General features: G+C 41.4%; 14 protein-coding genes. 5 read left to right on the top strand and 9 right to left on the bottom strand.

Features of this window, described 5'->3' with window-relative positions:
* Positions 1–26: 26 nt before the first annotated feature.
* The 4 genes from ACL8WY_RS00185 to ACL8WY_RS00170 form a co-directional block, all read right to left on the bottom strand.
* Complete coding sequence (locus ACL8WY_RS00185; protein WP_436516208.1) at positions 27–578, bottom strand: REP-associated tyrosine transposase; 552 nt, start codon at positions 576–578, stop codon at positions 27–29.
* Positions 579–855: 277 nt separating this feature from the next.
* The gene (locus ACL8WY_RS00180; RefSeq protein WP_436516207.1) at positions 856–1,254 is read right to left on the bottom strand and encodes an HU family DNA-binding protein; all 399 of its coding nucleotides are present in this window, start codon (positions 1,252–1,254) and stop codon (positions 856–858) included.
* 521 nt (positions 1,255–1,775) lie between these two features.
* Positions 1,776–1,952 (bottom strand): histone H1, encoded by a 177-nt coding sequence (locus ACL8WY_RS00175; RefSeq protein WP_350218310.1) that lies wholly within the window; start codon positions 1,950–1,952, stop codon positions 1,776–1,778.
* A gap of 91 nt (positions 1,953–2,043) precedes the next feature.
* Positions 2,044–3,306 carry an aminotransferase class I/II-fold pyridoxal phosphate-dependent enzyme gene (locus ACL8WY_RS00170; protein ID WP_436516205.1) on the bottom strand — a complete coding sequence of 421 codons (1,263 nt, stop codon included), beginning with the start codon at positions 3,304–3,306 and terminating at the stop codon, positions 2,044–2,046.
* A 98-nt stretch (positions 3,307–3,404) separates the two neighbouring features.
* Here ACL8WY_RS00170 and accC point away from each other — a divergent pair, with 98 nt between their 5' ends.
* From accC to ACL8WY_RS00155, 3 genes are read left to right on the top strand one after another with little or no spacing between them, the layout of a single operon-like run.
* Complete coding sequence (gene accC / locus ACL8WY_RS00165) at positions 3,405–4,898, top strand: acetyl-CoA carboxylase biotin carboxylase subunit (RefSeq protein WP_436518078.1); 1,494 nt, start codon at positions 3,405–3,407, stop codon at positions 4,896–4,898.
* Entirely contained in the window at positions 4,899–6,203 is a 1,305-nt protein-coding gene (locus ACL8WY_RS00160) for a DUF1015 domain-containing protein (RefSeq protein WP_436516204.1), read from the top strand.
* Positions 6,187–6,756 carry a Maf family protein gene (locus tag ACL8WY_RS00155; protein WP_436516202.1) on the top strand — a complete coding sequence of 190 codons (570 nt, stop codon included), beginning with the start codon at positions 6,187–6,189 and terminating at the stop codon, positions 6,754–6,756. The genes ACL8WY_RS00160 and ACL8WY_RS00155 overlap by 17 nt, the downstream gene beginning before the upstream one ends.
* Positions 6,757–6,804: 48 nt before the next feature.
* Here ACL8WY_RS00155 and ACL8WY_RS00150 read toward each other — a convergent pair whose 3' ends face one another.
* The gene (locus ACL8WY_RS00150) at positions 6,805–8,331 is read right to left on the bottom strand and encodes an Ig-like domain-containing protein (RefSeq protein WP_436516200.1); all 1,527 of its coding nucleotides are present in this window, start codon (positions 8,329–8,331) and stop codon (positions 6,805–6,807) included.
* 121 nt (positions 8,332–8,452) lie between these two features.
* Between ACL8WY_RS00150 and ACL8WY_RS00145 the strand changes: the two genes are divergently transcribed.
* Positions 8,453–8,818, top strand: a complete 366-nt coding sequence (locus tag ACL8WY_RS00145; RefSeq protein ID WP_436516199.1) for a DUF5615 family PIN-like protein — start codon at positions 8,453–8,455, stop codon at positions 8,816–8,818.
* Between the two features lie 51 nt (positions 8,819–8,869).
* Here the strand turns inward: ACL8WY_RS00145 and ACL8WY_RS00140 are convergent, their stop codons facing one another.
* Positions 8,870–10,792, bottom strand: coding sequence for an OmpA family protein (locus ACL8WY_RS00140; protein ID WP_436516198.1), 1,923 nt, complete (start codon positions 10,790–10,792; stop codon positions 8,870–8,872).
* A gap of 101 nt (positions 10,793–10,893) precedes the next feature.
* Here ACL8WY_RS00140 and ACL8WY_RS00135 point away from each other — a divergent pair, with 101 nt between their 5' ends.
* Entirely contained in the window at positions 10,894–11,460 is a 567-nt protein-coding gene (locus ACL8WY_RS00135) for a hypothetical protein (protein WP_436516197.1), read from the top strand.
* Between the two features lie 55 nt (positions 11,461–11,515).
* On the opposite strand, the gene ACL8WY_RS00130 is transcribed toward ACL8WY_RS00135, so the two are convergent.
* From ACL8WY_RS00130 to ACL8WY_RS00120, 3 genes are all read right to left on the bottom strand, one after another.
* Positions 11,516–14,344: a M16 family metallopeptidase gene (locus ACL8WY_RS00130; RefSeq protein WP_436516196.1), complete on the bottom strand. Its 2,829-nt coding sequence runs from the start codon at positions 14,342–14,344 to the stop codon at positions 11,516–11,518.
* Between the two features lie 252 nt (positions 14,345–14,596).
* Complete coding sequence (locus ACL8WY_RS00125; RefSeq protein ID WP_436516195.1) at positions 14,597–15,955, bottom strand: efflux RND transporter periplasmic adaptor subunit; 1,359 nt, start codon at positions 15,953–15,955, stop codon at positions 14,597–14,599.
* A 32-nt stretch (positions 15,956–15,987) separates the two neighbouring features.
* Positions 15,988–17,343 (bottom strand): TolC family protein, encoded by a 1,356-nt coding sequence (locus tag ACL8WY_RS00120; protein ID WP_436516194.1) that lies wholly within the window; start codon positions 17,341–17,343, stop codon positions 15,988–15,990.

Genomic DNA, 17,343 nt, shown 5'->3' with positions numbered 1-17,343 from the left:
GCGGAAGTTACTTCCGTGCTTCCTATCTATTCCACAAATTTAATACTTAGCAATCCCTTTCCTCCTGCATAATCGATAGCACTACTATATTTCCAATATTCAGGTTCTTCTACTAAACCTGAAACCACTGGGTTAGCATGAATATAGTCAAGCTTTTGCTGCATCATAGTTGTGTCACTCAACTCAATAGGATGATATTCGTTTTGCCAAAAACAATACTTTTGATGTTTTGAACTTCGCTCAGCTAGTTTTCTAAACATCCACAACAACCACTCCTTTCTACTCTCTGTTGGATTATTCTCAATCGCTTTTATCAATGCAACTGAAGTATACTTCTTAAAATCCCTTACAATTTCTTCGATCTTCGATTCTCCACAACGACCAACAATTAAATGCAAATGATTGGTCATAATGCACCATGAATAAATTTCTAATCCTTTCTCTTGAATACAGAAGTCAAGGCTAGCAATCAATAGATCCTTATACTCAGACCGTGTAAAAACATCGATCCACTGAACTACACTGAAAGTAATGAAATAGATTCTTTCTTGATCTCTGATCTTGTATTTCTCGCTCATGTTTCAAGAATACAGCAAGTTTAGTATTACAACCGTAGGATTTGAAGTCTACTTATGGTAAGCTTTGTTATTTACTTTAAACAATTAGGCACGGAAGTAACTTCCGCGCCAGTTGGTGTAATTCCTGATATACAATGTCATTCTTAACTTCAAATCGTCACCATAACCCAATGTGTATTTTTCATTTTCGTACTGATTCATCTCAGCCTAACCTATTAAAAAAAAGAAAAAAAGCGTAGCAAATGCTACGCTTAGACATACCTGTAAATCAGGGTGTTCAACTTGTTGGTACGCTTACCTTCTCAAAACGCGCACCATTATTAACTTCAGACAGCAAAGATCTGTCCGGGCGATAGCGGATGCGTGCTTCGAGAATATTATTAGAAGAAACATCTTCCGGCGCATCACTTGGTTTCGATTTGAATGTTGTATAAAAACTTCCCAACGATCCCAACCTTACAATCTTACCTGCTAATAATTCCTCAGGTAAGACATCTTCCAATGCAGCAAGTACACCTGTTACATCAGCATAGCTTTGCCCGGTATGCTTTTGAATACGCCTGGCAAGGCTCTTAAAATCCGATACACCTGTAGATAGAGATAGTGGATAATACTTCTCCGGTGCTGTGCTATCCCTCGGGTTTTTCCGAGCAATAACTGAATACTTTAAACTCATTTTTTAAAAATTTAATAATTTAATATTCTGCAAACTTGGTGGCTCCAATCCAAAGGCCACCTACCCAAAAAAGGGTATTTGACTGGCGTGTACACAGATTGTATACATGATTAGTCCGTTAGTGGGAGCTTACAGTCTAAAGTGCAGGGCCTAGGTGCAACTTTCCGGTGGTCCGCGTCTGTGAATCGGGGCTATTTCAAATCTGAAACTACTAAGTACGCGTTGCAAACGCGCACTAGCTGCCCTCTTATTTAATACCCTGCGCATTGAAAGCGAATAAGATCAAGTCCGTTTCAAAAATGATGAAGTCCGCTTCAAAAACGAACCTGATCGGTTTATCGGTTTTAGCAGCAAGTGAAAAATATAGGCTTGAGTAAGTGATATAAGCGATTGATTAACAGTAGTTTAAAAATCAATGCCTCATAGGGAATTGGGTCGCTAAAGCGAATAAGAAATCAAGGGCATAAAAAAAGGGAGCCATTTGGCTCCCTAATTTCTTTATCGGTTCGATTAATAATCGATTATCCTTTGTTCTTGATGTCCTGAACTTCAAGTCTGATTTCCTGAGCAAGATTTTTCATATCCTGCATACCTTTTCTTACTCGAGTACCGGCGGCATTGTTCTTTTTATCGTAGAATTTTTCGAAATCAGCTTCTAGTGATTCAACCATTGACTTTAGTTGTTCAAATCTTTTCATGTTATGAGGTAATTAAGGTTATCGATAAATTTTAAAGTTGAGGGCAATATAGCCCAAAATCGTAAATAACACAGTTTAAATGAAAGAAATATTAAGATTTTGCCAACATGGCTCCTTCTACTCCCGCTTCTTTATATACTCCGTTATCTAGTTTCTCTTTTATTGCTTCAAAAGCTTTCAATGTCTCTTCTACATCTTCTAGTGTATGCATCGCTGTTGGAATAATTCGTAAAATCACCATCCCTTTCGGAATTACCGGATAGACAATCATCGAACAGAATATGTGAAAATTCTCTCTTAGGTCCACCACCATATTACATGCTTCCATTACATCTCCATTCATCACAACTGGTGTCACAGGGGAATCTGTACTGCCAATATTAAACCCTCGCTCTTTGAAGCCATTCTGTAGTGCATCCACTATGGTCCATAGCTTTTCTCTAAGCTCCGGCATGGTTCTCAACATATCCAGTCGCTTCAAACCTCCTATAACCAATGGCATAGGAAGTGACTTTGCGAAGATCTGAGACCTTACTTTATATCTTAAGTGATCAATGATATTCTTTTCTCCTGCTATAAAGGCGCCAATGCTTGCCATAGACTTAGCAAAAGTGGAAAAATAGATATCTATTCCGTCCTGACAATCGTAGTGCTCACCTGTCCCCGCTCCTGTCTTGCCCATCGTACCAAAACCATGTGCATCATCTACCAAAAGTCTGAAATCAAATTTGTCTTTTAGGGCTACTATTTTATCTAGTTTGCCCGTATTCCCGCTCATACCGAAAACACCCTCTGTAATCACAAGCACACCACCACCTTGCTCTGCAGCTAGCTTCTCAGCTCTTTTCAACTGCTTTTCGCAATTTTCAATGTCATTGTGAGGAAATACAAATCGCTTGCCCAGGTGCATTCTTAAGGCATCAATGATGCATGCATGACACTCCGCATCATATACCACTACATCCTTTCTATCTACCAGCGCATCGATTACAGACATAATTCCCTGATAACCGTAGTTTAGAAGCATCCCCGCAGGCTTGCTTACATACTCTGCCAATTCTTGCTCCAATTGATCGTGGTGATCCGAGTTACCGGTCATCATTCGAGCTCCCATCGGATAGCCCAAGCCCCATCGCTCTGTGGCTTCTGTATCAGCCTTTCTAATGTCCGGATGATTGGCCAGTCCCAGGTAATTATTTAAACTCCAGGCCAGCACTTCTTTTCCCTTGAATGTCATGCGAGGTTGAATTTCGCCTTCAAGCTTTGGGAAGAAATAATAATTTAAATCCTGATCCAGAAAGGAGTATTGACCTAACGCTCCCTTATCACTGAGTAGTTTCTCGAATAAATCCATTTACTTGTGTTCTCCTTATTTTCAAACAAGTTGCAAATTTAGCAGGAATACACATATAATGAATGTCGCCTTTTCAATAAACTTGCGCTAACGATTGAATTATGTCTATAAAGAAAATATTAGTCGCCAATAGAGGCGAAATCGCCATACGTGTGATGAGATCAGCCAAAGAGCTGGGAATCAAGACAGTAGCTGTATATAGTGAAGCGGATAAGTTGCTTCCTCATGCATCATATGCGGATGAAGCGGTGAATATTGGTCCTGCAGCTGCATCAGAATCTTATCTGGTTCAGGACAAAATAATTGACGCTTGTAAAAAAACAGGGGCAGATGCCATACATCCGGGGTATGGATTTCTCTCAGAAAATGCATCATTTGCCGAGCGTGTTGAAAAGGAAGGGTTGATTTTTATCGGGCCATCTCCTGAAGCCATTCGTGTGATGGGAGATAAGCTCACATCCAAACAAACGGTTCAGAAATTTAATGTCCCACTAGTACCGGGCATGGACGAGCCCATCAGTGATGTAGCCAAAGCCAAAAAAGTGGCCAATGACATTGGCTATCCGGTAATGATAAAAGCCAGCGCAGGTGGTGGCGGAAAAGGGATGAGAATCGTTACCGATCCCAAGGACTTTGAAGAACAAATGGATCGCGCGATGAGTGAGGCCCGAAACTCCTTTGGCAATGATGAAGTCTTCATTGAAAAATTCATCTCCTCTCCTAAACACATTGAAGTTCAGGTGCTTGGGGATCAGCATGGAAATATCATCCACTTGTTTGAACGTGAGTGCAGTATCCAGCGAAGGCATCAGAAGGTGATCGAGGAAGCTCCCTCTGCACTTCTAACTCCCGAAAGAAGAAAAGAGATTGGTGAAGCCGCCGTTAATGTGGCTAAATCATGCAGCTATTTTGGCGCGGGTACGGTTGAGTTTATTGCCGACGAAAACCTGGATTTCTACTTCCTGGAAATGAATACACGCCTCCAGGTGGAGCATCCGGTTACGGAACTAATCACAGGAGTAGATCTTGTGAAAGAGCAAATCAAAATTGCGAATAAAGAAAAATTGAGTTTTACCCAAGATGATCTCGCCATTAATGGTCACAGCCTTGAGGTTCGGGTGTACGCAGAAGACCCTGAAAACAACTTCCTGCCGGATACCGGAAAACTTTCAACCTATATCAGACCTCAAGGTGCCGGTGTACGTGTAGACGATGGATATGAGCAAGGACAGGAAGTATCAATCTTCTATGATCCGATGATTGCCAAACTGATTACATACGGGAAAGATCGTGGCGAAGCGATCGATCGGATGAGACGAGCCATCGAGGAGTATCAGATAACCGGTGTGAAAACCACCCTTCCATTTTGTGACTTTGTACTTACACACAAAGAATTTATTGATGGTTCGTTCACGACTAAGTTTGTGGAATCTCATTTTAGTCCTGATGTGTTAAAAAAAGAAGTACCAGCTGAGGTATCCGAAATAGCAGCTGTGATCGCCAATGAAATACGGGCGAACACCAGCAAACCTATTACTTCCCAATCAGTCTCAGACCAGAGAAGCCGGTGGAAAGATCGAATGAAAAGCTAGATGGCAGAAATAAAACCCTTGCGTGCCTGGAGATACAATTCGTCCTTGCTAAAGGACATTGACAAGCTGGTATCTCCATTGTTTGATGTTGTTTCAGAAAGTCAGCGTGAAGCACTTTACAAGGAGGAATTCAACAGCATTCACCTGTCTGTGCCCAGAGGCAATGATTCTATTGTCGGAGCAGCCAGAAGACTCATTCAGTGGAAAAATGATGGTATAATCAAGCAAGATGAACTGCCTGCTATTTATATCCATTATCAGTATTTCACCCTGCCTGGATCAGAAAAAGAACGAATAAGAAAGGGTTTCATCGCGAACCTTCATGTATACGACTGGGATGAAAAAGTTTTGTTGAGACACGAGAATACCATGCCCTACTCAGTCAATGATCGGATGTCCATTCTTGATCATACACAATTGAATGTGAGCCCAACGCATGGACTGTATACAGACACCACGCATGAGATTGAAAAATACATGGATGATGCCATGTTGGAGCCATTGTATGAAACTGAAGATTATCAGGGTGTTCGAGATGTATTCAGCGTGATTCATGATGTGAAAATTATCCGTCGAATCATGGAGCTAATTGCGGATAAGCAAATCATTCTGGCGGATGGCCACCATCGATACGAAGGTTCTCTTCTTTATCAGAAAGAGCGGGCCAAAAACAATCCCGATCACACGGGCAATGAAGGTTACAATTATCACCTGATGTATTTCACCAATACAGAATCGGATGACCTGAGAATTCTCCCAACGCATCGGATGGTGAGCGGACTGGAATCCTTCTCAAAGACCGAATTGCTTGAAAAGCTGGATAACTATTTCTTCATCAAACCCATTGCAGAAGCACCGGAAGTGAATGAGGTGATTTTAGGAAAGAAATGGGCATTTGGTCTGTTAATTGGAAATGAAGCATACAAAGTCCGATTAAAGCCCGAGATGATAGACGAAATCACCTGGGATTTTCCGCAGGCGATCAAAGAGCTGGATCTTACAGTGATGCATTACTTTATTTTTGAAAAATGCATGGGAATAGCGGGCAAGGACCAACGTGGAAGTAAGAACCTCACCTTCGAGCGCAATTTCACCAAATGTTTAACTTCTGTAGTTAGCGGAGAAAGTCAGTGTGCAATTATCACAAAAGAAATCTCCATCGATACGGTCAAAGAAGTGTGCTACAGTGGTTATACATTACCTCAAAAAAGTACTTATTTCTACCCTAAGGTTATTTGCGGATTTCTTTTTGGGTCGATAAAAGAAGACGAATTCAATTCATTTTTTGATGAAGCATTTCAGTAACCTCATTCTAGCCTCTAAATCTCCGCGAAGAAAACAGCTGATGAAAGCTGCTGGATTTGAGTTTGTGGTTAAGACAATCGATTTCGAAGAGACTTTTGATGAAGAGATGGACGTAATGAAGGTTGCAGAATACCTCGCTATCGAAAAGAACAAAGCTCACCGGGAAGCTTTTGAACATGGCACCATCGTTACTTCGGACACTGTTGTGATTTTTAACGATCGTATTCTGGGTAAGCCAACAAATGAAACTGAAGCCAGAAGCGTGTTGTCGCTGCTATCGGGGAAAATTCATCAGGTAATATCCGGTGTCTGCATAAGTGATGAGCAAAAGCAGGTTTCTTTCTCCAACATCACTGAGGTAAAATTCAGAGAGCTGGATGAAGATGAAATCAATCATTACATCAACACAGAACCTCCATTAGATAAGGCTGGCAGCTATGGCATTCAGGATTGGATTGGACTTATCGGTGTTGAGTGGATCAAGGGATCATATTACAATGTGGTTGGCCTGCCTGTAGATGAGCTTTATAGCGTATTGAAAAACGAATTTTGAACAAAAAAAAAGCCCTGTTAAGGGCTTTTATGTTAACTGACACGAATATTAATAGGCAGAACGTCTAGTTACGAGCCATTCATGCTCATATGGTATGCCTGATCCTATATTAACGTTAATATCCAAATCTATACTACTTAAGTATGCATTAGGAACAACCGCTTTTAACAGAAAACCATTGCTGTTATTATTACTTGGCTCCACCTTCCAGAGCTGTCCGGTGTACCAAGTCGTAGTAGATGGCCTGCCTGAAATAAGAATCTTATTTCCATCGTCAGGTGCAGCTGCTTCTATAAATCGCTCCTGTCCATTGTTGTCGATTACCTTATTGGTAAAGGCATATACATCTTCACCTCCATAGGTGGTTTTCACCACTCTCCATTGCATAGACTCATATCCTGAGCCGGAAGAAACATTAATTGTGTAAGATGTACCTCCATTATAGGTTATATCTAAATTATCATTTGCATATCCATAATTCCCATCAAACTCATAATAGTAGTTGGTAGAAAAGGCTTCTGTTCTGAATGAAATGGACTCTTGATCAGGGAAATAATTTCCGTTAATATCACGAATCTGTAAACTTCCATATCCCTCAACGTAGAAATTGTAGCTTGTCATAAAATCGTTTAATTCAGCACTCGGTGTGAATGTTACCGTGTTGCCTGAAACAACCACACTCCCACTTGTGGAGCCAGAAACCGAGCTTAATGTAAATGCTCCGGTATTTACGAAATTTGGATCCAGTGTTTGCGAAAACGTCACAACTATACTTGCATCTAATGCCACATTCGTTTCATCAGCCGCAGGAGAAATACTCGTTATGGTTAAGGCGGTATTTTCTGTGACAAACGAACCTGATTCACTTCCAAAGTCAGTTGCCAGTCCATTCCCTGCCAAATCAGTTATGTCATCAGCAAACAGGCCATAGCTGTAAAGTAGCTCTCCTCCATCCAAATCTTGATTCGGGGTAATTATGATTGTATTTCCATCTGCTGAAAGTGTAAAAGGTACATCACCACCGTATAGACCACCGCTGAGATAGATATTGTTGTCACTACTCTGTGATGGAGTTCTGAAGGATGTCAAATCCATCGGCTCACTGAAAGTGAGTACGATCTCTCCATCCACGGGCAGAGGTGTATTGGTCCCGCTTGGGCTAACAGAAATCAAGGTTGGTGCAGTTGAATCTTGTATTTCGGTGGAGAAGCTAACTGTAGCCCCATATGCGATCCCATCTTCTGTGACTGCATAAGCTCTGGCAAAATAAGTTGTAAGCTGTGTTAGACCAGTTACTGTGACAGTAAATGATCCGGTAGTCGTAAATGAAGAAGTTGAGGTACCTGTTTCCACAGTCGGAGTACCTGAGGTGCTAACTACAACACCGGCAGCGATAGCACCTTCTCCATCAATAAACCCACCTATCTGTGCTGAAGAAAAAGTGATATTAGATGCATTGGTGGTAGTGACACTTATATTAATTGCCGGATCGCTTTCATCGCTTCCACAATTTATAAATATCGAGAGGGAAGCAAATATTCCCAAAGTCATTAAAAGTCGAAAATTCGGTTTCATTTTGGTTAGTTTTAATTGGTGGTTAAAAAGATGACTAGATCTAAAATGGTAATGTATAATTGTTTACCCGAATACTGCGCTTTTGATTCGGGGTATATTTCACGCTAACTCCTGTGCTGTTTTGTATACCTACATAATCGATGAAAATCTGACACCTGATTTAGCCGACCTATTTAGGTCTGCCGGTCTCAATGTGGCGCACGTAAATGAAATCAAGGCCAACCAAAAGCAACGCATTATCGATGATCAGCTTCGCAGGTTAGCGATTCAAAAAGGTTATATAATAGTCACCAAAGACGATGATTTTGTCAAGAGCTATGTGAGTCGTGAAGTACCCGAGCGAATGATTTTTATCTACGGATTGGACCGCAAGGAAACACTGCTGATACGAATGAAGGAGGTCCTTCCTCAGATTGAAACGCTCATGTCCAAACACAATTTCATTGAGATCAATGAGTCGGAAATTAGGTTTCCCTTTGAACCATAAAAAAGGTCGATCCAAGCATTGAATCGACCTTTTATTGGATGTCTTGTTCAATTAGAATTCGACGATTACAAACTCAGTTCGTCGGTTTTTGGCTCGTCCTTCATTGGTATTGTTGTCAGCGATTGGAACTGTCTCTCCATAGCCTTTAGCAACCAGTCGTTCGCGCTCTATTCCTGCCAGAACCATGTATTCTACCACAGACTGTGCTCGTCTTTGTGAAAGACTGAGGTTGTTAGCATCTGCTCCCTGACTATCCGTGTGCCCACCTACTTCAATGACCATCGTTTTATTTTCTTTCATCAGTGTCACCGCTTTATTCAACTCTACGTAACTAATTGGTTTCAATTCAGCTTTACCAACTTCAAAAAAGATGTTGTTCAAAACCACTTTCGTTCCCTTCTTGATTGGCTCCAGCGGAATATCATTTGCAATCTCCGCATAGGCTGCATCCTTTGGCAACTCAAAGCTTTGTGAATAGAAAAAGAAGCCGCGTGCATTTGCAGAAACACTATAATCCCGGCCTGCCGGTAACACAACAAGGTATTCTCCTGTTTCTTCGTTGCTTTTATTTGTGGCTATTAACTCCCCTGAATTCAAATCTTCAATTAAAACCAATGCACTTAATGGCTGACTATTTTCAGAGTTGGAAACAACTCCCTGGACAATAATGGTTGGTTTTGGCTTCAACTCATCAGGTAGCACTACTTTGAAAATATCGTAATTATTCTCATCCATTCTTGATGATGCCATATATGCATTTCCAGCTGCTGAAATACTGAAATTAGTGTCATTTCCTCTCGAGTTGATAGGTTTTCCCAGGTTCTTCGGCGTTGACCATTTACCATTTTCAAAAATGGTATAAAAGATATCTGCTCCGCCCATGCCCGGATGTCCGGTAGATGAGAAATACAGCGTCTTACCGTCTGCGGCTAGAAACGGGCTGTTTTCGCTAAGTGGTGTGTTGACTATACTTCCAAGGTTCTGAGGCGTTCCCCAAAGTCCAAGATGATTCTTTTCGATCATGTACAGGTCTGAAGCACCATAGCCTCCAGGACGTAATGAAGTGAAAATGATTCGGTTACCATCAGCGTTTATAGTAGGCTGACTTTCCCAGTCTTTGGTATTTACGACATTGCCCATGTTTACCGGTACGCTCCAGGTGTTTCCACTTAGCTGTGTGATGTATAGGTCACAGCTTCCTATAGCGCCATTCTCATCGCATCTTACAAACACCATGCTTTGACCATCGCCTGTAAATGCCGATCCAAAATCATTGGACATGGAGTTGATCGGCTTTGGCAGTAATTCTGGAGCACTCCACTGATCATTAACTAAACTGGAATAGTAGATGTCTTCTCCAAAATCAAGCTCTGCGCTTTTTTCGTCTTTATAATCAAAGCCTCCTTTACGCACACTCGTGAAGTACAATTTGGTTCCTGTAGGATTAACCTGCGGCATATAATCGCCAGATACACTATTTAAAGAAGCTATTGGTGTTGGTTCGGACGTGTTGGGCGCTTCCGCGCGTAATTCTGCGCTAATGTCTACATAATTGAGCCGGTTCATAGCCAGGTGAATGAGCTTCGCTGACTTGGGAGTTTTCGGAGCTTTTTCCAGATATCGTTTGATATAAATACGTGCACTTCTCAGGTTGTCCAGCTCGATATAGGACTTGGCGATATCGTAGTATATGCCAATGTTATATTCAGAATCCACCTGCTCGAGGTTACGATACGCTATGATGGTTTCTTCATACTTATTGAGGAAATCGTACGTTTTACCGAGGTAGTACCAGGCATCGGCATATTGTGGATTGATTTTTACCGCCTCCTGAAACTTTTCAATGGCAGTTTCATACTTTTCAAACTTAATGGCCTGTAAACCTTGACGATAGGCATCTTTATGGGCCTGAGACATTGCTGAAATCGCAATGAACAGAAGTAGAAAAAAATAGCTGATTCGACGCTTTTGCATGGTTGTTATCTTTGATTATTACATGAAATTAGAAAAATAATGATAGAAATAAGATTCTTGGTTCATCATTAGTCGTTTAATTGCATTAAAAATCTATATACATGAAAAAGGCAATATCATTAGCAACTCTATCGCTACTCTTATTTGTGGGTCACCATTCCGTCGGACAGGTAGGCAATACTTTTCCTGACATGGAAGCCGAAACGCTGACTAACGAGTTCGTGAACTTACCTGCTGACATCAGCGATAAATACAGCTTGATTGGCTTAGCATATTCTAAGAAAGCTGAAGATTACCTAAAGGGTTGGTTTGAACCCGTATACAATCAGTTCATCTATAAAAATCCCAATCCGGGTCCTTTTGACTTTTCCTTTGATGTGAATACCTACTTCATTCCTATGTTCACCGGTGCAAAAAGGCCAGCCTATAAAAAGGTGATGAATAAGCTTAAGAAGACCATTGACAAACGAATGCAGCCGAACGTGTTATTCTACAAGGGAACTCTCAAGGAATACAAGGACGCGCTAAATTTTGATGGAAAAGATCTTCCCTATTTCTATGTATTGGACCCTGAAGGAAAGATTGTGTATACAACCTCCGGGCGGTTTACTCAGCGCAAAATGCAGGAAATAACTGACGCAGTAAGAGATGCTATGGAGGTAAACTAAAAAAAGGCCCGAATTCTTAATTCGGGCCTTTTTTATCTCTATTATCTGATCACAATTATTGAGTTATTGGATCGCCATTGATATCTAAGATGATGGGATCACCCATTCCCAGTTTTCTTACCTCTTCCAATTGTGTAGCGCCATCGCCAACTATCAAGTAGATCATTTTGCTCTCGTTCAAGTACTTATTGATCATTTCTTTGTAATCTTCAAGCTGCATGGAAGTAAGTTCATCCTGCTCTATCTCCATGAAGTTTGCTGACTTGCCAAACTTGCTGATTTCATGTAGCATATTCAGCTTGGCTCCAAGGCTTTCAAATGCTCGGGTATTGGCCTTTAGGACTTTGGTTTGAGTAACCTCAACATCTTCTTCACTAAAATTTTCGCTATAATTTGCCAGCATTTCCTTCATAATTTCCAATGATGGAAGTGTAGCATTGGCTCTTACACTTGAAGTGGCTGTAAACGGAGACACTTCTGTCCGCTGAGGGATGAACGCATAGGCTCCATAAGTATACCCTTTTTCAATCCTCAAGGTCTGGAACAACTGGCCGCTGGAGCCACCTCCCAATTTCTCATTGGCGTATGTGAGCTCGTTATACTCAGGATTCATACCAGATATGGCGTGCTTTCCGATATAGATTACAGACTGTTTAGCTCCAGGAAAATCAATGAAGTATAAATTACCTGCATTTGAGTTATCAGGAAGCGAGTACGTCGCTATTTGAACATCTTTAGATTCCCAATCAAGGTTGTTCAACTGCTTCATTACGTCAGCCTGACTTATGCTTCCCGCAGCGTGAAAGCTCGCAACAGATGGAGAAAAATTAGCTTCATAGTAATCCTTTAAATCAGCTAAGGTGATGCTTTCTACTGTTTCAGACGTTCCCAAAGAGGAATACCCCAGAATATGATCTTCACCATAAAGCAGCTTATTGTACACGGTAGAAGCGATAGCCGTTGGGCTTGCTTCTCTTCCTTTCAGTCTGGTGATAAGAGATGACTTCAGTCGATCGAATTCCTTTTCGTCCCATCGCGGCTCTAGCAATATCTCCTTAACCAATGCGAAGGTTTCATCAAAGTTTCGGGCCAGACATGATGCGGAGATAGTAATCTCCTCAGATCCAGCATTCATATTGATGGAAGCACCTAAGAGTCCGATGGCCTCTTCAAGTTCTGCCGGTGTTTTGGTTTGAGTCCCCTCGGTCATTAAATCTGCCAACAATACTGCTGTTCCCGACTTTTCAATGGGGTCATGATAGTGTCCACCTTTGAGTGTTACATCAAAGTATACCAATGGTAATTCGTTGTTTTCAATACCGAATACTTGTATGCCATTGTCCAGGTATGTGTTCCACACCTCAGGAGCTTTCAACAATGGAAGTTCCCCAAAATCCGGCTCAGAACGATCATATTGTGATGGCGTCTTTTCATATTCAGCAACCTCACCCCTCGATGTATTTTCAGCAGCAACATCCGCTACGATTTCCTCTATGTAGACTTCAGCTTTCTCTGACCCTTCGACAGCAAGGTCTAACTGACCGGCCGGAACCACACTTGTCATCACATAATTCTGTCCTTTGATATACTTGGTGAACACTCGCATCACATCTTCCGCTGTGACAGCCTGAGTCAGTTTTGCTGTTTTTGAAATATAGCTTGGATCGCTTCCAAACTCATTGTCAGTCACCAATTGAAAAGCTTTGTTTAAAACAGTGCTTACTCCCTGATAAAGATTGGTTTCGAGTTCTGCTTTGATGCGCTGAAGATCCTTAGCATCAATTCCATTGGTTTCAAAGCGCACCAGTCCTTCTTCCACAGCTGCCTTTACCTCATCAAGGTCTGTTCCTGCATTGGCTCTCACTCTGAATACGAATTCACCAGCCACTTCATTTGAACTTTGATAAGTAGACGCACTAGGCGCCAATTTCTTTTCTTCAACAATCACCTGATACAGTGGAGCCTTCTTGCTCCCGCTCAGCAATTGACCAAGAACATTAAGTGCGTACATATCCGAATTGTAATCTTCCACTGTTGGGAAAACCATTCTAAGCTCTGGAAGCTTGGCGAAATTATCTTCGAAATAAAGCGATTTGGTTTCGCTTAATGATACCGGCATAGGTTGAGGTTTTTCTACCTCAGGCCCTTTGCGAATCTCACCGAACCATTGCTCTACTTTTTGCTTGGTCTCTACCGGATCTATGTCTCCGGCAATCACCAATGTCGCATTGCCTGCACCATAGTATTGCTCGTAGAATTCTTTGACGTCATCCAGAGTGGCAGCTTGCAGGTCTGGAAGTGAGCCTATTACAGTCCAGCTGTACGGATGACCTTCCGGGTATAGGTTCTTGCGGATTATTTCATCCGTGTATCCATAGGGTGCATTATCCACCCGCTGACGCTTCTCATTTTTTACAACTTGCTTCTCAGCCTCTAAGGCGTCTTCGGTCACAGTATTGATCATATAACCAAACCTGTCAGAATCAATCCAAAGGATCTTATCAAACGCATCTTTGGGAACTACCTCATAGTAGATTGTTCCATCCGACCAGGTTCCTCCATTTCTGCTTCCTCCCCATTCAGGAATCATTTTCCTATTGGCTCCTCGGGGTACATTTTCTGAGTCGTTGAAGGACATATGCTCGAAGAAATGAGCAAAGCCTGTTCTGCCTGGCTTTTCACGATTTGAGCCGACATGCATAAGTGTTGCTACAGCTACGATCGGATCTGAGTGATCTTCATGAAGGACTACTTCCAATCCATTGTCTAACGTGAATTTTTCATAGTCAATCTTAAATTCCTTATTCTCCATTTCTGAATTTCCACCTGAGCAACCAATCAACACGATTGCCATTGCCAGTGATAAGATGTTTGTGAGTTTCATATTATTAGATTTTGAACTCACAATATGAATCAAGGAGTTGAGAATAAAAATTAAGTTTTGATAATCGGTCGTGACTTGGGCTGAACCTTGTAAACAATCACGTCAAGGTCATCAGAAAGGAAATCTTTGTGCTTATTGAAATGGGGCAAGGACACCAATTTTGAACTTGCTGACCTCCCCGATGGCATTCTGATAATGTCAGGATAGATGGGGAGGTCGTTAAGAAGTTCTTTATACTATATTATCGATTGATTATTCTGAGTCCTCTTCTCCTTTGGATTTTCGGTCTTCTTTAGCCTCGATATCCTCACCATCTTCCAGGCGCTTGGATACGGCTAAGAATGGCCCGGATACAACTTCTGTACCCTCTTCTAACCCGGATATGATTTCAATTCTGTCAAAGTCGCTTATTCCGGTTTCTACTTCTGTTTTCACAGCTTTTCCCTCACTCATGACAAACACGACTTCTTTCACATCTTCCTCTTCCAATTCATCACTGGCTGATGCATCTTCATCATTGCCTCTTTTCTTATCCTTATCAGATCGTGTGGTCACTGAAGCAAGTGGCACTGTAAGAATATCCTTCTTCACTTCTGTGATGATATCTACACTTGCAGTCATCCCCGGTCTGAACGGGTACTTGATACCTTCTTCTTTTACCAAATCCTGGTAAGAGCTATTTAAGATTTGAATTCGCACACCAAATTCAGTCACGGCATCAGCCGATACTTTATCGTTGGCTGTATTTGCAATATGCGTAACAACTCCTTTAAATGTTTTATCCTTATATGAGTATGAATCCACATCAATAATGGCTGTATCTCCCACACTGATACGAATGATATCATTTTCATTTACATCCACCTGTACTTCCATCTTAGATAGATCAGCAATTCGCATCACCTCAGTTCCCTGAAATTGTGATGTACCTAATACTGTTTCACCAAGCTCTACCGGCAGTTTCGAAACGATGCCACTCATAGGAGCAGTTAATGTTGTAAGCCTTAGATTTTCTCTTGCATCGGCAACTCTCGCTTGAGCACTAGTCAGGATGTATTCTGCTGCATTTACACTTTCTTTAGCTGATTCGGAATCTTGCTCTGCGATTTGATAGTTAGCCTCTGCCAGTTGATAATCTGCCTCAGAAATTACCTTCTCCTCGTAGAGTTTCTTCTGTCGGTTGAAATCCTGCTCAGCCCTTTTGAAATTTGCTGCAGCACGTGCGCGAGCTGCTTTGGCCTGGGCGAGTGCCGCTTTCTGTTGATTTAAACCTGCTTCTGCTTGATCAAAGGCAGACTGAAAGTTATCCGGCCGTATTCTTAAAAGAAAATCGCCCTTACTCACGCTATCACCTTCCTCTATCTTCATTTCGATAATTTCGCCTGAAACCTCCGGACTCAATGAAACTTCAACGACCGGCTGAACCTGGCCAGATGCGCTTACTTTCTCAATGATTGTATTCTTTTCAGCTTTAGATATCTCAACTTGAATTTTCTTCTTCTGTCCTACCCATCCTTGTGACTTACCAACTATTGCAAAAAGTATAAGGAAGACTACTAATCCTCCGAGGATGTATAATATTTTATTTGATTTTTTCTTCTTCTTAGCCATGATTTTAGATATAAATGATGAGGTTGGATTTTTTAGAATGTTAATGGTTTGCCCTGATAAAATTCAAGTACTTTTTGTTTGAAAATAAAGTCAAACTTTGCTCGAGATAAATCAGATCTTGCCTGGAATAGATTGTTTGAAGCTACCTGATAGTCCGTGAAATTGGCAGCTCCATTATTGTATTGATTTTCAACTGCTCTGAAGGTCTCTTCCAGAGAGGCTACTTGTTTTTGAGAAGCGGTGAATGTCTTTGCGGCCGCAACAGCATTTCTATAGGATGTTTCAATCGTCTGATACAACGTATTTTCTTGCTCCCTTTTACTAATCTCAGCTTGCTGAAGTGAGATCTTGGATCGCTGAATGTTACTTCGCGTTGAGAATCCATTGAATATCGGAATTCTTAAGTTTGCAGATAGACCTCTACTGAAGTTATTGTCATATTGAGTTGACAATGGGATGGTCTCAAAATCGCCGGAAATAGGATCAATCTGTTGAGCAGCATCTGAGTATCGTGTGTCCATGCTTCCAGAAAGCGTTACGGTTGGATACATTCCTCCTTTAGCCACTTCCACACCTACATCCGCACTTTGGACTCTTAGTTCTGCTCCTTGAATTTCTGGCATGTTGGCAACAGCTTGATTATAAAGCTCTGCTATACTTGATCGCTCAATTTCAGCCTGATCTATTGGGACATTTGGAATTTCTACATCTATCTCCTGCTCAGATGGAAGTAGTAAAGCTTGCTTTAATGAAAGAAGTGCAAGATCGAGGTTATTCTGTGCATTGATCAGATTTACTTCATTGGTGGCCACCTGACTTTCCAATTGCAGCTTATTTGCTAATGGCAATGCGCCGGACTCCACAAGGATAGTGGTTCGTTCCAGTTGCTGCTGGCTTGACTCTAACTGGAACCTTGCATTCTCAGAAAGCTCCTTATTAAAAATAACGTTGAGATAAAATGAAGCTGTGTTCAGCGAGATGTCATTTTCTGCTTTTTCCAAGTCTTTTTTGGATGCCTCCAGACTCAGCTTATCTTGCTTGATCCCATTGGTAATCTGAAGTCCTTGAATCAACGGCATATTTGTTGATGCTCCAACACTGTTAAAGTTGATTCTTTGATCAATGAATTGGTTTGTTGTTGGGTCAATGCCACGACCCCAGTTAAACCCGTAGTTTCCACTCGCATTCAATGAAGGATATCGGCTTGCTTTTGACTGTTCCAGATTAACCTCTGAAGTCCTCAAGTTAAGCTGGCTTCTTTTAACATTGAGATTATTTTCAATAGCCACTTCAATGCATTCCTCTAGAGAAAGCACGCGCTTTTGTTGTCCAAAAGTGGCAAAGCTTAATAATATCAGTGTGGTAATTAGTCCTGTTTTAGTTTTCAT

The sequence above is a fragment of the Ekhidna algicida genome (genome assembly GCF_051379705.1).
Lineage (GTDB): Bacteria > Bacteroidota > Bacteroidia > Cytophagales > Cyclobacteriaceae > Ekhidna.
This window is presented reverse-complemented; position numbering and strand designations above follow the sequence as displayed.

Coding starts and splice junctions, on each gene's coding strand:
- ACL8WY_RS00125 (WP_436516195.1), bottom strand. CDS start 15,955: ATGGCTAAGAAGAAGAAAAAATCAAATAAAATATTATACATCCTCGGA.
- ACL8WY_RS00180 (WP_436516207.1), bottom strand. CDS start 1,254: ATGAGTTTAAAGTATTCAGTTATTGCTCGGAAAAACCCGAGGGATAGC.
- ACL8WY_RS00130 (WP_436516196.1), bottom strand. CDS start 14,344: ATGAAACTCACAAACATCTTATCACTGGCAATGGCAATCGTGTTGATT.
- ACL8WY_RS00155 (WP_436516202.1), top strand. CDS start 6,187: ATGAAGCATTTCAGTAACCTCATTCTAGCCTCTAAATCTCCGCGAAGA.
- ACL8WY_RS00135 (WP_436516197.1), top strand. CDS start 10,894: ATGAAAAAGGCAATATCATTAGCAACTCTATCGCTACTCTTATTTGTG.
- ACL8WY_RS00175 (WP_350218310.1), bottom strand. CDS start 1,952: ATGAAAAGATTTGAACAACTAAAGTCAATGGTTGAATCACTAGAAGCT.
- ACL8WY_RS00160 (WP_436516204.1), top strand. CDS start 4,899: ATGGCAGAAATAAAACCCTTGCGTGCCTGGAGATACAATTCGTCCTTG.
- ACL8WY_RS00140 (WP_436516198.1), bottom strand. CDS start 10,792: ATGCAAAAGCGTCGAATCAGCTATTTTTTTCTACTTCTGTTCATTGCG.
- ACL8WY_RS00170 (WP_436516205.1), bottom strand. CDS start 3,306: ATGGATTTATTCGAGAAACTACTCAGTGATAAGGGAGCGTTAGGTCAA.
- ACL8WY_RS00185 (WP_436516208.1), bottom strand. CDS start 578: ATGAGCGAGAAATACAAGATCAGAGATCAAGAAAGAATCTATTTCATT.
- ACL8WY_RS00120 (WP_436516194.1), bottom strand. CDS start 17,343: ATGAAAACTAAAACAGGACTAATTACCACACTGATATTATTAAGCTTT.
- ACL8WY_RS00150 (WP_436516200.1), bottom strand. CDS start 8,331: ATGAAACCGAATTTTCGACTTTTAATGACTTTGGGAATATTTGCTTCC.